The organism is Legionella jamestowniensis, assembly GCF_001467745.1.
In the GTDB taxonomy this organism is placed as follows: Bacteria; Pseudomonadota; Gammaproteobacteria; order Legionellales; family Legionellaceae; genus Tatlockia; species Tatlockia jamestowniensis.
In genome coordinates this window covers 541743-557248 of sequence record NZ_LNYG01000013.1, presented here as the reverse complement: position 1 = coordinate 557248, position 15506 = coordinate 541743, and the positions used below count along the sequence as shown (strand labels likewise).

Here is a 15506-nt window from a genome sequence, read left to right as displayed (position 1 = left end):
GGGCTGTTATGCACCAAGTCCACTATTGTTCGCCTTACCTCAACAGTTGCAATTTTTGCGTATTTATTTGGAACCCGAGTGTGGCTGTGTTATCAGGCTCCTGCTAAACCATCGCTTAAATCGAGGTATAAATTTTGACAACTTGAGCCTATTTTGATAGCCTGCTGCCTAAATTTTGTCGATTTTAATAAGTGATTAAATCGCAAAAATGCGACCTGTCTTCTTCGCCAGGATAATAGAAGAACTGGTTTTACTTACCAAGTTTTCATGAATAAACGGGTTGGTCGCTGAGGAAAAGAACGGGATAACTGTATCTTTAATTCAGCGAACAATAACGTCTCCTCTTTTCCTCAATTCACTGGAAAGTAGCGGCATTGATGCCTATTGAAGATTATTTAAAATTACTTGAGGAGAATGATTCTATGCTTGACCAAGCAAAAATTAAAAAATTCATCGAAAACAATTGCTTCCCCGTAGAAGAAACGTTTCATGACTTAAATAAATTTGAGCAGAATTTTTATTGTTCTCAAAAGGGAAGGACTATGGTTACAGCTTGGAAATCCTATGAGGAAGCTATAAAAAAAAAGCATTATAATACTGCTGCAGAGATTTTTATTGACTTGCTGGATAAGGGATATCATAGAGCGCTTACCGAAATTAGAAATATAACTACACAAGAATATTTGTTCTCTCTCTTTGCTTGTGAAGGGGATGGTGTTTATGAATTACGGAACAGAACCTATTTACAAAATATTGAATCTGAGGTCACACATATTGAAGATTCTCATGAGCCATTAATTTTGGCCATGCGTTATTTCCTAGGGTTGGGAGTTCAGCGTTGTCTTACCAAAGCTGTTGAGCATTTATTCGAGGCAGAAAAAAATTCCTGTACTGCTCAAAATCTATTAGGTTATCTCTATGAAATAGGTTGTGGCGTTCAAAGAGACACGGAAAAAGCAAATTACTATTATAGATTGGCTGCTGACGGTCAATATAACCTAGCTCTACATAATCTTGCACGTAGCTATTTTAAAAACGGACACTTTTCTAAAGCAATAAATTTATATAAAAGGACAGTAAGTCAAGGTTTTGCACCCTCTATGTACGAATTGGGGCTATGTTATCACTCGGGATCTGGCGTTGAAAACAATCTGACGCAGGCAAAAAAGTGGTATCAATTTTCCGCAAGTCAATATTTTCCCCCTGCTCAATATGAACTGGTCCAACTCAAGCAAAAAGATAATTATCGAAGGACAATCGAAATAAAGGATTTACTGAAGGCAGCTGCCAAGGGTGGTAACGAAAAGGCACAATATGATTTATCTAAGTTTTATCCGGATCATACATGGAAATCAGTTTATTATCGTCGACTTGCGGCACAACATCTTTACGATGCTAGATACGGTTTAAAGACTGATTTTTCCTCAGACTTTCCCCAATATAGTCTCCTAGTAATAAATTGGGATGTTAAAAGACTTCTTGAACGACTAGAGTCTGCCCCTATTTATGACTCACAACAATTATTTAAATTTGAGCAATTTTGCAATAGAGATCTTAACCATTTTCCGCAGACTAAAGTTCTTATTGAGCAACTTGAACGCCGTATTAAAAAAACTGGCTCCGCATTCAACCTCAATCCTTTGTATGAACTATTAATGGAATTAGATTTCACTGATAATAATGTAGGTCGGGTGGCTATCGTGCAATTGCTTGATTTGGTATCTCAGTATTGGAGAGAAGTAGAAGGTTGTGCTACCCGTCTTGAAGTCATTACCCGACTTTGGCACCGTGTGCAAAGCTTAACTTATAACTATATCCCTCGCGACCTATCTAACCGCCTTGGTGTATTGCTGATTAACCATCTACTCGGTGACACTGTTTCACTTAGAGAAGATCTCACGATAACGAATAATCAATTAAAACTACTTTTTGGATTACACGAGAGTCATCAGACCCCCACACCGCAGTTATTAGAAACATTATTGGATTGCAGGTTAACTGCCGAAAATGCAACATTGGAAGCAGAGACATTATGCGCGCCGCGCCAGAATAGTTTATTTTCCCCATCTGAGGAAGTAGCTACAGAGAAAAAACAATTTCGAGCCTTTGGCCTTTAGCGATGACTCATACTAAAAAGCCACTGGTTCTTCGGGGGCAATGTAGCCAAAGGCTTGTCCCCCGACAATCTGTTTTGTTTCTGGATTTACAAGCAGTTTTATCTCCGTTAATAAAGAGGAAGAAGCAAAAAGGTTAATCCAGTAAGGCAATTGGGGAGTTGTCCACACAATAAGCGATCTGCCTTTGGGTAAATACTCTTTTGTAGGTTGAATCAGCCATACATTTTTTGTGGGAAGGGTTGTAGCAATATTTCCCAAAAGCCAATAAGAATCAGAAACAATAAAATCCCGCATGTTAGAATCAGCCTTAATGAATTCTAGTATTTGATGTAATGGCACTTGCTTGCGTTGTGTTTGTTCTGAATGGCTGTTGTAAATTAAAATCAGAAAATAAATGATTTGGGTCGCTGCACATAAGGCAAGAAATAGCATAACTTTGATTTTTAAAGCGGGGCTGTATTTAAGCTGACTAAAGTATAAGACGGGACACAAAAATAATATCGGAATTAGCCATCGTGTTTCAAATTCACTAAATCGGCCTAAGATAACAATTGCAGCAAGAATGGGTAAGCATAGTAAATGATAACGATACAACAGCAAATCGCTCTTTTGTTTAAACTGACTTCCGTGAAAAAAAAGGGTTGCAACAATAAAGAGAGGGGCAGCGAAAAGTAGGCTCGTTTTGAATAATTGAACAAGCCCGTGTAAGTAAGTAACTCCTGAAGGATTTAATTTATAAGCACTGGCAAAGCCTAGGTCAGAATACTTTAAAAGCCAATAGGCATAAGGGCTGGTAATAATTATTATAACTATTATGGATAGCAGCATAAAGGGATGAGTTAACCGCTTGCGATAGGTTTGAATGGTTAAAGAACTGATAAAAAAAATAATAAAAAATAATAAATAGTTAAATTTTGCCAGCAAACCTAGGCCAATAATAAATCCAAAACCACAATACCAAAAAATTTTGGAACAATGATGATAAATATGAAACCAGTACCAGGTTAAACAGGCCGAAAACAATACTAATACAGAGTGGGTATTGTCTTTTATTAAATCCAGGCCTATGGAGGGAATTAGAGCCCAGGATGCAAGGGCACACCACGCCAATAAATTATTTTGGCAATGATGCTGGCTTAACAAATAAAAAAGATAAAAGCACCCAAATAATAAAATACATTTTAGAAGGGCTAGGCTGAATAAATTTACTCCAAACAACTTGAAAAAGACATATTGCAGCCAGCTATAAAGGGGCGGTTGGTTGGGGTAACCTGGTAAAAGATGTTGTGCTAGTACAACTTGTTCAGACTCATCGAGTAGAAGCACTGGGCCACGTAATAGGATTCTTATAAATAAAATGACACTCACCAATAAGAACAGGCTAATTGCAGGATGTCCAAGCCAAAATTCAGTTTTCTTAGTTTGAATACCCATATTGCTTAAATTTTATCCAAGCAAGTACATAAAACAATAATTATCCTAAAAAAATGCATCTTAAGCTATCAGACTCAGCAATAAAAAAAGAAATTTTCCATCTTTTTTACAAAATGAAAAAAATTAAAGTCTATTGTTGGTTTTTTTTAAAGCTTATTTTAATCTGTAAAAGATAACTCATGAAAAGTTAAGAATTTCTTAACTAGAGCAGGGAGCAGAATCATGGATTTTGAAGCGCATTTAAAACAATTAATTGCTGACTATGCTGATTATGACAGGGAACGTTTTACCTATGAAAATAAGGCCACTATTACCTTCGAGATAAAACAAAAAATTGAAGCAGGTCTCATTGCTCTAATTTGCCAATACCTCTCCCAGGATGGGTTAACTGCCGAAGCGATACGCTCCCATACCAAAAAATTGCATCTTTTATTTCATCCAGACAGATATCCAGTAAGTTCACCTCAAAATAAATGGCTTCAAAGCACATTAAGTTCGGGTGTTATTAAAGAGGCTGTTTGCTTTAACCTTGTTGCATTATGTGAAAAAAAATTGACTAATCCTGAAGCCCCGGAGTTTCATTACGGCAACATTTTAACCATGGAAGCGTTAAAAGCCCGAATTAAAAGGGACAGGGAAAATGCTAAAACCTACACGCAACGCGCTCTATTAGACAGCATACTGGCCATGTTGACTTCCGCCGAAGCTTATAATGACCAATTAAATAACAATATTTCTATTATTTGGGCACAGCGACTAACACAATTAATGCCTTATTTGACCACAGGGTATTGTTTAAGCTTTTTCATTGAGGAGTTGGCGTTGCTTTACGCAGTGACGTATACCCTATCAAAAGGAGGGCGTTTACTTGAACAATCATCCTTAAGCCAGGGACAAACCATTGGACGCATCATGCGAGTCTTTGGCGAGACCATTTTTACTGCAGTAACCACACTGGTTGCCCGCTTAACGGAGCTGAATATTTTTATGGTCAGGGGAGCCATCAATTTAGGTATTGATGCCAGTGGTGGCATTTATAAATTATTGGCCGCTCCTGTTGCCGATGGTATGAATAGCCCACAGCCCGGTGATCAAAGCAAAGCGCTAATATTGGCACCACAAGATTTGTTTGGTGGCATGCGTTTTAAAACCTTTGAATTAAAAATATTGGCAATGAGTTTGGAGCAAAAGTCCAGGCAGTTGCAGGATCAATGGTTTTTAGACTGGCGTGCTGGTAATTATAAAAATGAGACCATCAAAAAAGCGCTTCGAAAACTACGTGTAATTGATAGAAGCAATCTCTCAGTACCGGAAAAGTTAGAAAAAGCAGCTGCAATTATTGCGCTACTGGAAAGCAATAAAAGAGTGAATGTCAAAGGAAGCAGAACTGAAAAAACGATTACTATGGCTAAAACCCTTCTGGAACTGTTACGGAACTCTGATGCACAAGAAATACAAAACCGGCTTGCGATATCGGTTTAATAGCATAAGAATCCAATTGAATTAATTGAAGGATTCCATCTTGCACAAATTGCGTCGTTCTTACTCCAAACAACGTGAGAGGAAGGGCCCCCTTGAACGATTGCGATTTATCTTTTGGAGGTTTACCCTGAGAAATCTACTTGAGGCTATTTTCATTCAGTCAGATTTTGCCGATAATGCTGGCATTTAAATTTTTGAGAGCGTCATGATTATTTCTGTTTATGGTGCAGGCTATGTAGGTCTGGTATCTGCAGTCTGTATTGCCAAACTTGGACATGAAGTTATTTGTGCGGATATTGATGTGCAAAAAATTGCTCTCCTATCTAAGGGGAAATGTCCTATTTATGAAAAGGAACTTCCGGAGCTATTGCAAGAACAATTGCAATCGAAGCGACTTCGATTTACTGCTGATACTGGTGAAGCCATAGGGGCCGCTCAGGTGCATATTATTGCTACTGGAACGCCCAGTCAGGAAGATGGCAGCGCTGATTTGTCACAAGTATTTGCAGTCGCTAAAAAAGTGACTCAAGAAGCAAAAGAAAATGGAATATTGGTCACTAAATCAACCGTTCCAGTAGGAACAGGGGACGCTATTCAGCGCCTTGTTAATGAAGAACTTGCAACGAATGGTAAAGATATTACTATAACAGTAGCATCTAATCCTGAATTTTTGCGTGAAGGAACGGCTGTCTATGATTTTTTAAATGCCGACAGAATCATTATTGGTGGCCCCACAGAAGCGTTGAAGATTTTAAAAAGAATCTACCAACCGTTGGTGGATAAAAAAATTCCTCTTCTGACAATGAGTCTTCGTTCTGCCGAATTAACCAAATATTCGGCAAATGCAATGCTTGCTTGTAAAATCAGTTTTATAAATCAAATCAGTCAAATTGCTGAAAAGTTTGGTGCAAACATTGATGATATCCGAGAGGGTATTGGGCTTGACCATCGTATAGGCCCGCATTTTTTACAAGCTGGTATTGGTTATGGGGGGTCTTGTTTTCCTAAAGATGTTCGTGCGCTCATTCAGATTGCCAAATCAAATAATATCGATACAAGTCTTTTACAATCTATTGATAGCATTAATAATGTTCAAAAAAATTGGGTTTTTAATCATTTGGCAAATCATTTTAACCACTTTCTTAAAGGTTTGAACGTCGGAATTTGGGGGTTGTCGTTTAAACCAGGAACCGACGATTTGCGTGAGGCAAGCAGCCTAATTGCTATTAAGGCCTTACTAAAAGCTGAAGTAAAACTGCATGTCTATGATCCTGTGGCAATATCTGCAGCGCAAAAAATTTTACCTGATAATGGTTCGATTCATTGGTGTAACTCTGCAGAGATGGTGCTTGATAATGCTTTGGATGCATTAGTGATTGTGACTGAATGGGCAGAGTTTAAAACGTTTAATTTATCGCTCTTAAAAGAGAAGTTAAACGATGCGCCAATTATTGATGGGCGTAATTGTTTTGAACTAGACAGCATTGCTGCTGCGAAATTAACGTATTATTCGGTAGGGCGACCAACAGTTGGTGATTCCGTTATCCAATAGGAGTATACAAAGGATGCAAGTTAAAAAAGCTGTTTTCCCAGTTGCAGGATTAGGCTCTCGTTTTTTACCAGCCACGAAGGCAAATCCTAAAGAAATGTTACCAATCGTTGATAAGCCACTTATTCAATATGCTGTTGAGGAAGCCGTTCGTGCAGGCATTACGCACATGATTTTTATCACTAGTTCGAGTAAAAGAGCAATTGAAGATCATTTTGACAATCATTTTGAATTGGAAAAACGTCTTGAAGAACAGGGAAAAGAAAATCTATTAGAGTTGGTAAAAAGTGTCTCGCCCCCGGGTATTCAATTTACGTATGTAAGACAAAATCAACCCTTAGGACTTGGACACGCGGTGCTTTGTGCTGAACATGTTATAGGGGATGATCCTTTTGCCGTATTACTGGCTGATGATTTAATTGATGATTCTAGATTACCCTGCCTTTCCGCCATGACGGAGCATTTCAATAGAGACAAATTATCCGTGTTAGCGGTACAACCTGTTCCCTGGCACGATGTTCCCCAATATGGGGTAGTCCGTGTTGTTGATGCTGGTGAAAATTACACAACGATACTCGGCATGATTGAAAAGCCAAAAAGAGAACTTGCCCCTTCTAATCTTGCTTCAGTGGGGCGCTATATTTTTACACCGCAAATTTTTGCCTGTTTGAAGAAAACGGTTGCTGATCAGCGTGGCGAAATTCAATTAACGGATGGTATCCGAAGTTTATTGACTGAACAAAAAGTGCAAGCTTATCAGTTTATGGGAAAACGCTATGATTGCGGTTCAAAATTGGGGTATTTACAAGCCACCGTCGAGTTAGGTTTAAACCACCCTGAAATTGGACAAGAATTTAAAGCTTATTTACAAATATTAGCTAATGACTAATAGCTTACCCAGAACAAAAAATTTCATATCGTCGTTGCGAACGCAGTAAAGCAACCAAAACATATTTTGTTTAAAGTTCGTAGTGGATTGCTTCGCTGACGCTCGCAACGACGTGATTCTGTGTAAACCCTAAAGGTTTAAAAATAAAAACAATAAAGATAAACTTGAACTTTGATCAACATCTCTGGCAAGATGCTGACAGGTTGATATTCCAGCGAGGAACTATGAAAATTCTGGTTGCAGTGAAGCGGGTGATAGACCCTTACGTTAAAATTCGGGTTAAAGCAGATAATACTGGGGTTGAAACACAAAATATTAAAATGTCTATGAATCCCTTTGATGAAATTGCAGTTGAAGAAGCGGTTCGTCTTAAAGAAAAAAATAACGATCATGAAATTATTGCCGTCACAGTCGGTCCCGATGCAAGCCAGGAAACCTTACGTCATGCCCTTGCCCTGGGTGCTGATAGAGCAATTCTGGTTCGTACAGAGAAACATTTCTGCAGTTTAAACATTGCCAAAATAGTACAAAAAATTGTGGAAAGGGAACAACCGGAATTGGTATTGATGGGCAAGCAATCCATTGATGGTGACAACAATCAAACACCACAAATGCTAGCAGCATTACTGAATTGGCCTCAGGCAACCTTTGCTTCAAAATTGACTGTTCAGGAAAAAGCGATTGAAGTAACTCGGGAAATAGATGGTGGCCTTGAAACCTTGACAATGTCATTACCCGCAGTTGTCAGCACAGATTTACGTTTAAACGAACCGCGTTATGCGAGCTTACCAAATATCATGAAAGCAAAGCGCAAAGTATTGGATATCACTGAATATGACACACTTGGATTAACGTTGAAGGAGCATGTTCAAGTCATTTCTACTACGGCTCCTGCATCGAGAAGTGCGGGTATTAAAGTAACCTCTGTCAGTGAGTTGATCAATAAATTAAAATTTGAAGCCAAAGTGCTTTAATAGGGAGGCAGGATGAGCACTTTAGTAATTGTTGAACATGATAATAAATTCATACATTCTGCGACGCGAAATACGCTTTCTGCAGCAATAGCACTAAAACAGGATGTCATACTTTTAGTTGCGGGATATCAGTGCCAGGCTGTCGCTGAAGAGGCTGCTGCCATAGCTGGTGCTCACGCGGTCTGGCTAGTTGATAATGCAGTCTATGAACATCAACTTGCTGAAAATATGGCGGAGCTAATTACCTCTATCGCTGGTTCATTTACGGCCATTTTGGCGCCAGCCTCTACATTTGGTAAAAATCTATTGCCGCGTGTTGCTGCTAAATTGGACACTGCTCAAGTATCAGATGTAAGCCGTATCATTGAGAAGGATACTTTTGAGCATCCTATCTACGCGGGTAATGCTATTGAAACAGTAAAAGTTCTGGATGCCACAAAAATTCTTACTATTCGTACAACAGCATTTGATGCGATTACAGAGAGTCAATCCCCTTGCTGTATAGAGCGAATTGACAAATCTATCCAGGAAAGCAGTACTAGATTTGTTAAACACGAACTCAGTCAATCTGAGCGTCCTGATTTAGCGAGTGCAAAAATAGTGGTTTCGGGTGGACGAGGCTTGCAAAGTACTGAAAAATTTAAATTAATTGAAGAGTTAGCTGATGCATTGGGTGCCGCTGTGGGCGCTTCAAGGGCCGCTGTTGACGCAGGCTTTGTTCCTAATGATTATCAGGTTGGGCAAACTGGAAAAATTGTTGCTCCATCACTTTATATAGCAGTTGGAATTTCTGGGGCAGTTCAACATTTGGCTGGCATGAAAGATTCTAAGGTTATTGTTGCTATCAATAAGGATGAAGATGCCCCCATTTTTCAAATTGCTAACTACGGCTTAGTGGGTGATTTATTTGAAGTAGTGCCTGAGTTTATTGAGCAATTAAAAGCTAGTCGCTAATTCTATAAAGATACGCCCTAGCGATAGTGAGAGTTTTTATGCGAGAATTCTCAAATTCTACTTAAAAGTATATGCTGCATTGCCTTGAGCAATGCCATCAGATAGCTTTATAAGGAAAAAATTATGTTTGTAGGTGTTCCAAGAGAAATTAAACCTCAAGAGAATCGGGTCGGCCTTATTCCCGGAAGTGTTCGAGAAATTATAAGAGCAGGTAGCCATGTGTTGGTGGAAAAAGGAGCGGGTTTAGGTATTGGGATAAGTGATGAACAATACATAACTGCTGGTGCAGAGATAGTTGCTACTGCAGATGAAGTGTTTGAGCGTGCTGAGTTAATCGTTAAAGTGAAAGAACCTCAGCCTATCGAATGCAAACGCCTGCGAGAAGGACAAACATTATTCACCTATTTGCATTTAGCACCGGATCCACTGCAAACACGACTTCTTAAAGAATCTGGTGCAACGGCAATTGCCTATGAAACCGTAACACAAAATGATGGGGGACTACCTTTACTAACCCCTATGTCTCAGGTAGCTGGGCGTATGTCAATTCAAGCTGGAGCCCACTGTCTGGAAATGGCCCAAGGAGGTAGTGGGGTTTTATTAGGAGGGGTACCTGGAGTCGCACCTGCTAATGTGGTTGTAATTGGTGGTGGTGTTGTAGGTAGTAATGCGATACGCATGGCTATGGGTATGGAGGCACGTGTTATCGTAATTGATAAGTCTCTTTCTCGTTTGCGTGAACTTGATTTTCAGTTTGGTTCCAAATTAAATACGATTTATGCAACGGTGGAGTCTCTTGAACACTATGTAAAGGAGGCGGATTTAGTGATTGGCGCTGTTTTAGTGCCAGGAGCTGCAGCGCCAAGGTTAGTTACAAGAGCAATGTTAAAATCCATGAGGCCGGGTTCAGTCGTTGTAGACGTGGCAATTGACCAAGGGGGGTGTTTTGAAACAAGTAAGCCAACTACACACCAGGAACCTACTTATGTGGTTGATAATGTAGTGCATTATTGTGTGGCGAATATGCCCGGTGCTGTTCCTAGAACCTCAACATTTGCACTCAATAATGCCACTTTACCTTTCGTGATCAGTTTGGTGACCAAAGGTATTAAATTGGCATTACTTAGTGATGGGCATCTACTCAATGGATTGAATGTCCATAAAGGTATGATTACCTACGAAGCTGTAGCTCGCGATCTTGGTTATGAATACATTGAAGCTGCGGAGGCCTTAGCAAGTTAATTGTGTAAATGAAAACCTTGTGGTTATCCGTAAACAATTAACTTAGAGAATAAATATGATATAAAATTATAGTTATATTATATTAGAGATAATTTATCTCTTTTTACTCTCCCAGTAGAGTGCAAGAGATAATTATCTCGCTGAGGTTTTGATAAATGCACAATAAAATTATTCAATTTTACGATTTACACCCAATTAATTATAACCAAATCACTTCCAGTCTAGAAAACAAGTACAAACAGTTGAAAAATATCACTCAGGAACAATTATCTGATTTTGATCAAGATCATTATGATGGTTCTGAGGCAATTGATATATTGGCTCACTCTCTTGATATTAAACAAAATCACCACGTACTTGATATTGGATGTGGTGTTGGAGGAGCGTCTCGATACTTAGCATATCATTATGGTTGCCAGGTTTTTGGTTTAGACATTACTCAATCGCGTATTGAGGCGGCAATTAAACTTACTGAATTAAGTGGCTTAAGTCATTTGGTAAAGTTTCAACAAGGTGATGCCACTTCTATGCCTTTTTCAAATCACCAATTTGATAGGATTATCGGGCAGGAAGCTTGGGTACATATTGCTGACAAAAAATCTCTATTTAATGAATGTAGAAGGGTGTTAAAACCTGAAGGCAAGTTAGGTTTTACTGATGTTATTGTTACAAACGATTTAACGTCACAGGAGTTATTAAGACTCCAGCAAGAAATGGCCTGCTATGGTTTAATTACAGCGAATGAATATGAAAATGAAATTAAACGCGGAAATTTTATCTTAAGTAGAAAAGAGGATTTATCTATTCATTGGATGAATATTTTAGTAGAACGATTAAAAATGTATCGAAGTTTAAAAGAGCATACGATTAAAAAATTTGGGGAAGAGTACTATTTGCAATGGGATGAAACTTACGCATTTTACGTTGACCTATTTACAAAAGGAAAGTTAGGTGGGATGCGTTTCATAGCCCACCGCTAGCTTAAAGAATAAAACAATCAAAATATCAACGCATCTAAAATAAATTCTCCTGGGTGTCTGCTTCCATGGATGTTTCGGTATCATCAGATGCAGATGATTCAGTCCCTGGCACATCTTGTTCACGGAAGTATTCAATAATCGCATTGGGTTGATTGTTCTTAGCAAGTAAACCGGTTACTGGATCAATGCGCACAGCAACCACGTTCTCAGGTTGAGGCAGTTCTTTCTGGGGCAGGTTAGCCAATGCGACCTTCATGAAATCGATCCACATGGGTAATGCTAAACCCGCAGCATATTCATGTAAAGATTGTGGATTATCATAGCCAATCCAGGTGGTTACTACTAAATCTGAGTTAAAACCAGAAAACCAGGCATCAACTTGATCATTCGTTGTCCCAGTTTTCCCTGCTAAATCAGGGCGATTTAATACTTTTGCAGCGTGGGCTGTCCCATGCTGGATTACGTCTTGAAGTGCTGTATTCATTAAAAAGGCAATATCGGCGGGAATGATTCTGGGAGCCAGCGTAGCTGGATCAACCTTATCCAACTTACAATTCTCACAGGCTATAGAGGGTTTGGCTTGCAGCAGAATGTTCCCATTGTTGTCTGTAATATGATCAATTAAATAAGGTTCAACACGAAAACCACCATTGGCAAAAACTGCATAAGCAGCAGTCAACTCTAAAGGACTGACTGATAAACTTCCTAAAGCCAACGATAAGGCCTTTGGCAATTTGTCTTTACGAAAACCAAAGCGGGAAATAAAGTCAATGGCATAATCAAAGCCAATATCATCTAAAACTCGGATAGAAACCAGATTGCGCGAATGAACCAATGCATCTTTAAGACGAGTAGGACCATTAAATTTTAGATTCACATTATGAGGGCGCCATAAATTTGCCTGGCTTGGATCATCTACTACAACGGGAGCATCATTCACCAGCGTTGCAAGCGTATAACCTTTGCTTAATGCTGCTGCATAAACAAACGGTTTAAAACTTGAGCCAGGTTGTCGTTCAGATTGGGTGGCTCGATTGAATTTACTTTTCTGGAAATTAAAACCACCAACGAGTGCTTCCAGTGCACCATCATTGGGATTTAAGGCAACTAACGCAGCTTCGACTTGTGGAATTTGCGACAGACGCCATTGGTTATCCTGATTATGGACATAGACAATATCACCTACAGCGACTACCTGCTGGGCTTTAGTGGGTGCTCTGCCCATCCAGCCATGTTTAAGAGCCGGCCTTGCCCAGGATAACCCTTCCCATGGAATGGTAAAATTACGTCCATGCCGCGTGGCTGCGATGGCTTCTTTTTCACCTACCGCTAAAATCACAGCAGGTTCAAGACTACCGATGACAGGATACTGCGCTAGCAGCTTGTGTATAGAGTCAGGCGACTTGCTATCGACACCGCTTATCTTGGCAACTGGACCTCTGTAGCCATGACGGCGATCATAAGCCAGAAGATTTTCAGTCACTACTTTATTAGCTGTGATTTGTAGGGGACCTTTGATAGTCGTATAAACTTTATAACCTTTCGTATACGCTTTGGGACCAAAATGATCATAAAGTGATTGGCGAATCATTTCTGCGACATAAGGCGCACTCACTTCAATATTAGTTCCATGGTATTTGGCAGTGATAGGTTGATTAATAGCTTCTTGATATTGTTTCTCTGTAATATATTTTTCTTCTAAAAGACGCTCTAACACATGATCGCGCCGCTTCTTGGCAGCAAGAGGATTAGCAATTGGATTTTGGGTAGATGGGGCTTGTGGCAAGCCTGCAATCATGGCTAACTCTGCTAAATCCAGTTCATTTAGCGGCTTTCCATAGTAAACTTCCGCCGCAGCACCTACACCATAGGCACGATTGCCTAAGTATATTTTATTTAGATAGAGTTCAAGGATTTTTTCCTTACTTAGCTCACGATCAATCTTGATCGCCAATAAAATTTCATTAAATTTGCGTAAAAAAGTCTTCTTTCGACTTAAAAAGAAATTACGAGCTACCTGCATCGTAATTGTACTACCGCCTTGAGATTTGGTGCCAGTTTGGATCATGCGAACGGTGGCTCGACCTAAACCAAAAATATCAACACCTGGGTGTTCAAAAAAACGCTGATCTTCAGTGGCGAGAATGGCATGAACAAGTGTAGGAGGAATTTCTTCATAGCTAAGGGGTATTCGCCTTTTTTCCCCATATTCCTGAATGAGTAAACCGTCTTGTGTATAAATACGTAAAGGAACTTGAAGTTTAACGGTTTTTAGAGAATCAACGTTAGGCAGCTGACTTTCAAGGTAAAGGTAAAGGAAGCTTGCACACACAATGAGGAGGAAAAAGAGACTAAATAAAGCCCATAAGCCTTTACGCCAAAAGTATGCCGATTTTCTCATCTGATAATTTTAAATTTTATTTACTATAATTTGCGGATTATAGCGCTATTTAATGGCTTTTGGCGACTTCTTCTGCTCTTTTATTTGATATTTTTTGACAATTTGGAAGGTTGGCTGTTAATTTTAAAATTTTAAGCAAACTGATGCGAGATATGCACAAAATTTTGTTTATCAGCTGTCTTGTAATCAAATTCCTGCTTACCCTTGAATCTTGATCATATCATCACCCGCGATTTGTCCGCGGGATCTAGTGTTTTAGCGCATATTTTGGGAGCCCGCGGACAAAGCCGCGGGGCGTCGGAAAGTAGAACTGGACTGCATTTTTAGAGGTGGGTAGAGGATTTAGCATTAAAAGAGGAGAGGATTATTCATCCGTAAGTGAAGAAAACCCAAAGGTAGGTGAGCTGTTCCTTTCATCTGTTGATGGCAGTAGAGTAGCCAAACCTGTGGGGACCACCCCAAAAAAAGGATAGGGGCGCACGTTAGTGGGCTTTGTCATCCCTTTAACACGCAAGACAGCCATCTCTTTTCTTAGAGCTGTCATTTCTGATTCTAAATCGCTTACCTGGGCTAATAATGCTTGTTGCGCTTCCCAACTCTCTTTTTTTTCTGTTATTAACTGTTCTTTCTCCAGAAACAGTTGTTCTTTTTCTTTTCCCAACTGTTTATTTTCACTACCTAAGATTGAATTGTTCCTTTCGAGTTCTTCTATTTTTTGGGTTAAACGAACCAGCTCTTCTTTTAAGCTGATATTTTCATTGGGGATGGTTATTTCTCGCTGATGTGCTGTGACGAGATTTTCTACAAATCTTTTGACAGTAGACTCTTCATGATCTTGTAATAAAAGCGGTTTAACAAACTTTTCTTTAATAATTTGACCTGAAGCACAAGGATAATAACCCTCGGTAAATCCTCGAATAAAGCCAGGAATCTCTACCTTTTCGTTATCGTAATTAACGGAAATTTTCTCAGACTTAGAAGTTTTAATTAATTTATAGATAGTTAAAATAAAGGATTGTAATTCTTGTTTAATAAGTTCTGACTCTTCCAAACCGAGCGTAGGTTGTTCCACTAATGGTTTTAATAACTTAATTTCAAAAAGCAAATAATTAAGTAAACTTAGTCTATCTTCATATACTTTAGTAGCATCATTAATTATAGTTTGTAATGCTTCTATAAAGTCTAAGTGGGATTTTTTTAACAAAGTTTTTAACGGTTCTGTTTTAACTTTTTGAAGCTCGCCATACTCCACGATAACTTGAGCTATGGAATAAACGATAGTTTGCAGACGTGACATAGTAACTCCTTTTAACATTTACAATTAGTGGGTGCTAACCTAGCTAATTCACTATATGTAAATAAAACGATGAGTGCAAGCGTTGAACAGACGGGTAAGGTGAAAGTTAATACGTCAAATTTTCAACCGACAAAAATTATTCACTTTGTTCGCAACGCTCTCATAAAAAATGTTGCCTATGCAAAAG

Annotated in this window: 11 protein-coding genes; 8 read left to right on the top strand and 3 right to left on the bottom strand. The window is 39.0% G+C overall.

The window, feature by feature from the left end:
• The first annotated feature begins 377 nt into the window (after nucleotides 1-377).
• A complete protein-coding gene (locus Ljam_RS06835) occupies nucleotides 378-2117 on the top strand; it encodes a tetratricopeptide repeat protein (protein ID WP_058449374.1) in 1740 nt (579 codons plus the stop codon).
• Nucleotides 2118-2129: 12 nt separating this feature from the next.
• On the opposite strand, the gene Ljam_RS06830 is transcribed toward Ljam_RS06835, so the two are convergent.
• Nucleotides 2130-3551, bottom strand: a complete 1422-nt coding sequence (locus tag Ljam_RS06830) for an ArnT family glycosyltransferase (protein ID WP_058449373.1) — start codon at nucleotides 3549-3551, stop codon at nucleotides 2130-2132.
• 222 nt (nucleotides 3552-3773) lie between these two features.
• Here Ljam_RS06830 and Ljam_RS06825 point away from each other — a divergent pair, with 222 nt between their 5' ends.
• The 7 genes from Ljam_RS06825 (at nucleotide 3774) to Ljam_RS06795 (ending at nucleotide 11621) form a co-directional block, all read left to right on the top strand.
• Nucleotides 3774-5033 (top strand): hypothetical protein, encoded by a 1260-nt coding sequence (locus Ljam_RS06825; protein ID WP_058449372.1) that lies wholly within the window; start codon nucleotides 3774-3776, stop codon nucleotides 5031-5033.
• Between the two features lie 205 nt (nucleotides 5034-5238).
• Nucleotides 5239-6585, top strand: coding sequence for a UDP-glucose dehydrogenase family protein (locus Ljam_RS06820; RefSeq protein WP_058449371.1), 1347 nt, complete (start codon nucleotides 5239-5241; stop codon nucleotides 6583-6585).
• Nucleotides 6586-6598: 13 nt separating this feature from the next.
• A complete protein-coding gene (gene galU / locus Ljam_RS06815) occupies nucleotides 6599-7471 on the top strand; it encodes a UTP--glucose-1-phosphate uridylyltransferase GalU (protein WP_058449370.1) in 873 nt (290 codons plus the stop codon).
• A 224-nt stretch (nucleotides 7472-7695) separates the two neighbouring features.
• Complete coding sequence (locus Ljam_RS06810) at nucleotides 7696-8445, top strand: electron transfer flavoprotein subunit beta/FixA family protein (RefSeq protein ID WP_058449369.1); 750 nt, start codon at nucleotides 7696-7698, stop codon at nucleotides 8443-8445.
• 12 nt (nucleotides 8446-8457) lie between these two features.
• Nucleotides 8458-9399: an electron transfer flavoprotein subunit alpha/FixB family protein gene (locus tag Ljam_RS06805; protein WP_058449368.1), complete on the top strand. Its 942-nt coding sequence runs from the start codon at nucleotides 8458-8460 to the stop codon at nucleotides 9397-9399.
• A 123-nt stretch (nucleotides 9400-9522) separates the two neighbouring features.
• Nucleotides 9523-10641, top strand: coding sequence for an alanine dehydrogenase (gene ald, locus Ljam_RS06800; protein ID WP_058449367.1), 1119 nt, complete (start codon nucleotides 9523-9525; stop codon nucleotides 10639-10641).
• A 155-nt stretch (nucleotides 10642-10796) separates the two neighbouring features.
• Nucleotides 10797-11621, top strand: coding sequence for a class I SAM-dependent methyltransferase (locus Ljam_RS06795; RefSeq protein ID WP_058449366.1), 825 nt, complete (start codon nucleotides 10797-10799; stop codon nucleotides 11619-11621).
• A 34-nt stretch (nucleotides 11622-11655) separates the two neighbouring features.
• On the opposite strand, the gene Ljam_RS06790 is transcribed toward Ljam_RS06795, so the two are convergent.
• Both Ljam_RS06790 and Ljam_RS06785 read right to left on the bottom strand, forming a co-directional pair.
• Nucleotides 11656-14022 (bottom strand): penicillin-binding protein 1A, encoded by a 2367-nt coding sequence (locus tag Ljam_RS06790; RefSeq protein WP_058449365.1) that lies wholly within the window; start codon nucleotides 14020-14022, stop codon nucleotides 11656-11658.
• A 364-nt stretch (nucleotides 14023-14386) separates the two neighbouring features.
• Entirely contained in the window at nucleotides 14387-15319 is a 933-nt protein-coding gene (locus Ljam_RS06785; protein ID WP_058449364.1) for a hypothetical protein, read from the bottom strand.
• Nucleotides 15320-15506 lie beyond the last annotated feature (187 nt).